Origin of the sequence: Ferruginibacter sp. (assembly GCF_031430955.1) — a bacterium.
Classification (GTDB): Bacteria; Bacteroidota; Bacteroidia; order Chitinophagales; family Chitinophagaceae; genus Ferruginibacter.
On sequence record NZ_JANPCM010000074.1, the window covers coordinates 1 to 4,335 of the forward strand.

At 36.6% G+C, this 4,335-nt stretch carries 4 protein-coding genes; 3 read left to right on the top strand and 1 reads right to left on the bottom strand.

The window, feature by feature from the left end:
- The coding region (locus ACY65O_RS02085) for an acyl-CoA carboxylase subunit beta (RefSeq protein ID WP_462219194.1) at positions 1 to 1,313 on the bottom strand (1,313 nt) is incomplete at its 3' end.
- 111 nt (positions 1,314 to 1,424) lie between these two features.
- On the opposite strand from ACY65O_RS02085, the gene ACY65O_RS02090 reads away from it, so the two are divergent.
- The 3 genes from ACY65O_RS02090 (at position 1,425) to ACY65O_RS02100 (ending at position 4,224) form a co-directional block, all read left to right on the top strand.
- Positions 1,425 to 1,883 (top strand): DinB family protein, encoded by a 459-nt coding sequence (locus ACY65O_RS02090; protein WP_462219195.1) that lies wholly within the window; start codon positions 1,425 to 1,427, stop codon positions 1,881 to 1,883.
- 78 nt (positions 1,884 to 1,961) lie between these two features.
- Positions 1,962 to 2,954 (top strand): LacI family DNA-binding transcriptional regulator, encoded by a 993-nt coding sequence (locus tag ACY65O_RS02095; protein WP_462219196.1) that lies wholly within the window; start codon positions 1,962 to 1,964, stop codon positions 2,952 to 2,954.
- Positions 2,955 to 3,027: 73 nt separating this feature from the next.
- Positions 3,028 to 4,224 (top strand): MFS transporter, encoded by a 1,197-nt coding sequence (locus ACY65O_RS02100; RefSeq protein ID WP_462219197.1) that lies wholly within the window; start codon positions 3,028 to 3,030, stop codon positions 4,222 to 4,224.
- Positions 4,225 to 4,335 lie beyond the last annotated feature (111 nt).

A 4,335-nucleotide genomic window follows, 5' to 3' on the forward strand; every position in this document is an offset into this window, starting at 1 on the left:
CGGGGGTCGTAAGCTTTGCCGCACATGGCATAATTGCCGGCACCATAACTATTGCCAATAATGATGGTAATTTTTGGTACTACAGAATTGGCCACCGCATTTACTAATTTGGCACCGTCTTTAATAATGCCACTGTGTTCGCTGCGGCTGCCCACCATAAAACCAGTAACATCCTGTAAAAAAACTAAAGGAATTTTTTTCTGGTTGCAGTTCATAATAAATCTTGCGGCTTTGTCGGCACTGTCGTTATAAATTACGCCGCCCAATTGCATTTCGCCTTTTTTGTTTTTTGTTATCAGGCGTTGGTTGGCAACAATACCCACAGCCCAACCCTCAATGCGGCCGTATCCACAAACAATTGTTTTGCCATACTCCTGTTTAAATTCATCAAAGCTATCCGCATCCGTTATGCACTCAATAATTTTTACCATGTCGTAAGGTTTGGTGTTGCCTTCGCTCATGATGCCATAAATTTCTCCGGCTGCAGGTTTAGGTGCAATACTTTTTATCCTGTTGAAACCGGCAGTTTGCGGTTTACCTAATTTGCTGAATATTTTTTTTATGTGATCTAAACATTCATGCTCGGTAGCAAATTTATAATCGGCAATACCGCTGATGGCATTATGTGTTTCTGCACCACCGAGCGTTTCGTTATCAATATCTTCTCCAATGGCGGCTTTTACCAAATACGGCCCGGCTAAATAAATGGAACCGTTACCTTCTACCATTAAAGTTTCATCACTCATAATGGGCAGGTAAGCCCCGCCTGCAACACAGGCACCCATTACCGCAGCAATTTGTGTAATGCCCATGGCACTCATTTTTGCATTGTTGCGGAACACTCTTCCAAAATGTTCTTTGTCGGGAAAGATTTCATCCTGCATGGGTAAAAAAACTCCGGCACTGTCCACCAAATAAATAATGGGTAATTTATTTTCCATCGAAATTTCCTGCATGCGTAAGTTCTTTTTGCCGGTGATAGGAAACCAGGCACCAGCCTTTACCGTTTGGTCGTTGGCAACAATTATACATTGCCTGCCGCTTACATAACCTATGCCGCTTACAGTACCACCTGCAGGGCAGCCGCCTTGCTCTTCATACATTTCAAAACCGGCAAATGCACCAAGTTCTATAAAAGATTTATCTGCATCGCACAAGTAAGCAATGCGTTCTCTTGCGGTAAGTTTATTTCTTTCCTTTTGTTTGGCGGCTGCTTTTTTGCCCCCGCCTTCGTATATTTTTTCAAGATATTGCTTAGTGCGGCTCCAGGCCATTTTAAGTGCATCTTCGTTTTTGTTGAATTGTAAATCCATATAATTAAAAGTTGAAAATTGAAAGTTGATGGTTGAAATGCTAATTTTGTTACAGCCTTTTAATTTGCTGGTTTAAATTATATTTTCCTTACACCTTCTAATAACAAAAATATGGGTATTGAAATTAACCGCATAGTAAAATTATTTGAAGCCCTGCAGCATGGCGATTGCTGGATTGGCAATAATTTTAAAACAACTTTACACGGCGTGGATGCTGTATCGGCTGCACATATCATATCTGAAAATGGTAACAGTATCTGGCATTTAACAGCGCATATTATTTACTGGCGTACCACAGTTGTAAACCGCTTAACCGGCAGCAGTAACCCGCCGCCATTTGCAGATTTTTTATTGCCAGAAAAAATTACTGCTGCTAACTGGAAACAAACCCTGCATGATTTTGAAGCGGCTTATCATTTACTGCGTACTGCATTACACAATATAAAAGAGGAGCACTTAGAGAAACCAACAGTAAGAAAAAATCAAACTTTTTACGAATTAATAATGGGCTGCCTGCAACACGATGCTTATCATTTAGGGCAAATGATGTTGGTGAAGAAAAATATTTAATGCGATACAGTTTAACTGTAAAGATTTTGAAAATGATAGTTATTTAACGAAAAATAATATTATTTTCACCATACCAAAATGGAACAAGCTACACTAAAACAACTGTCGGAGATTTTAAAAATAAGTGTGTCAACAGTATCAAGGGCACTAAAAAATCATCCTGATATTTCGGAAGAAACAAAACGGAAAGTAAAAGAACTTGCCGAAACTTTAGACTATGAGCCAAACCGAAATGCCATTTACCTTCGTAATAATACCAGTAATATCATTGGTATAATAGTACCTTCTTTAGATAATTTTTTTTACGATTCATTTACGGTTGCTGTAGAAGAAGAGGCAAGAGCAACAGGTTATTCGGTACTTATTATGCAATCCGGCGAAAGTAAAGATATTGAGCTGGCTAACCTTAAGCTTTTAAAAAATAACAGAATTGCAGGCGTGTTTGTTTCCATCACCGGCGAAACAGATGATATTTCTTCTTTTATAAGATTGCAGGAAAAGAAAATACCGGTTGTTTTTTTTGACAGGGTGCCCGACTTTGAGCAATGCAATAAAGTTTGCCTTGCCGATAAAGTTGCCGCAACAATGGCTGCAGATATTTTGATTGAGAAGAAAAAGAAACAGGTGCTGGCACTTTTCGGTCATCCTAAATTAACCATCTCTCAAAAAAGATTTGCAGCATTTAATGAAACATTTAAAAGTAAAGCAAAAGATGCAGTAATTGATAATCAGTTTCCATTAACTATAGCCGAAGCAAAAGCATTTACCTTAGCTGCATTTGAAAATATAAAAAAGCCGGATGCTATTTTTTGCATGGGCGACCTAATACTTATTGGTGTTATGCAGGCAGTACATGAAAAGGGTTTGAGGGTGCCTGAAGATGTAGGAATAATATCTATCAGCAACGGGTTGATACCTACCATGTACAATCCTAAAATTACATTTATAGAAACGAGTGGCTATAAATTAGGCAAGCTGGCATTTAAAAGAATGACAGATTGTTTATCGGGCAGTACTTTTATGCAGGAGGTTACTGTTGATTCTGTTTTGGTACAAGGGGGATCGTTATAGACAGAAAGCGAATAATAATTATTATCTTCCCTTTTGTTAACTCCTTTTTTATTATTTATCTTAAGCTTGCTGTATGACGAATTTGAAAATTAAGATTTCGCTTTTCTTTAATTATTTTGTTTTTGCCATATTGCTGAATAGTTCGGGTATTGCTATAACCCAGGTGCAAAATAACTTTGGTGTAAACAGTAAAGCAGCATCATGGATTGATCCCTGCAAAGATCTGAGTATTGCCATCATGTCTTTTTTAGTAGCATCTTTTATTGTAAGGTTAGGTTATAAAAGAGCTATGCTTATTGCTTTGGGTGTGGTATCTGCAACTTGTTTCGTTATTCCTAACGTACCCAGTTTTTTGGCAATAAAATTATTGTTTGTAATTGTAGGAGCAAGCTTTGCTTTAATTAAAATGTCGGTGTACAGTACTATCGGAATAATAACAAAAGATTCCAAAGAGCATATCAGATTTATGAATTTTATAGAATCTTTTTTTACGGTAGGCAACTTTGCTTTGTATTTTATTTTCAGTTATTTTATTGATGATGCACATCCTGAATCAACCGCCTGGCTTAAATCATATTATTTAATTGGCGGTATTTCTATTGTAGCTTTCCTGTTACTGTTAACCTCAAATTTAGATGAATCAGGTGTGCAGAAAAATGAAACTGAAGGATCAGCTAACTTTTTTGAAATGTTTACTTTAATGGCCAAGCCTATAATAGTAGCTTTTCTTTGCGCTGCATTTTTTTATGTATTGGTTGAACAGAGTATTCAAAATTTTTTGCCCACATTTAATCAAAAAGTATTACAGCTTCCTAATGCGCTCAGTATACAGATGGGCAGTATTTTAGCAGGCTCTTATGCATTAGGCCGTTTTTTAGCAGGGGTGGTACTTAAAAAAATTCCCTGGTTTTATGTTTTAATAAGTTGCCTGCTTTTAGCTGCAGCTATGGTATTAATTGCAATGCCTTTGGCAAAAAATGTAAATGTAAGTGCAGCAACAGGATGGTTTGATGCACCATTGGCAGCTTATATTTTTCCACTCATTGGTTTATTTCTAGCTCCAATTTATCCTTCCATTAATTCTGCTATTTTAAGTTCGCTACCCAAATCAAAACATGCATTAATGTCTGGTCTTATTATTGTTTTTTCAGCAATTGGAGGCAGCTGCGGATCATTAATTACAGGGTTTATTTTTGATTTGTACGATGGTACAACAGCATTTTATTTTACCCTGGTACCCATTGCAATTTTAATTACCAGTTTATTGTAGATGCATTTACAGGAAATAAATCAACAACAAAAAATAAGGATACAGCAGAATTAAAACTTACGCTTAAGCAATTAATATTTGAAAATGTAGGTTTAAAATTTCAGGATAAAT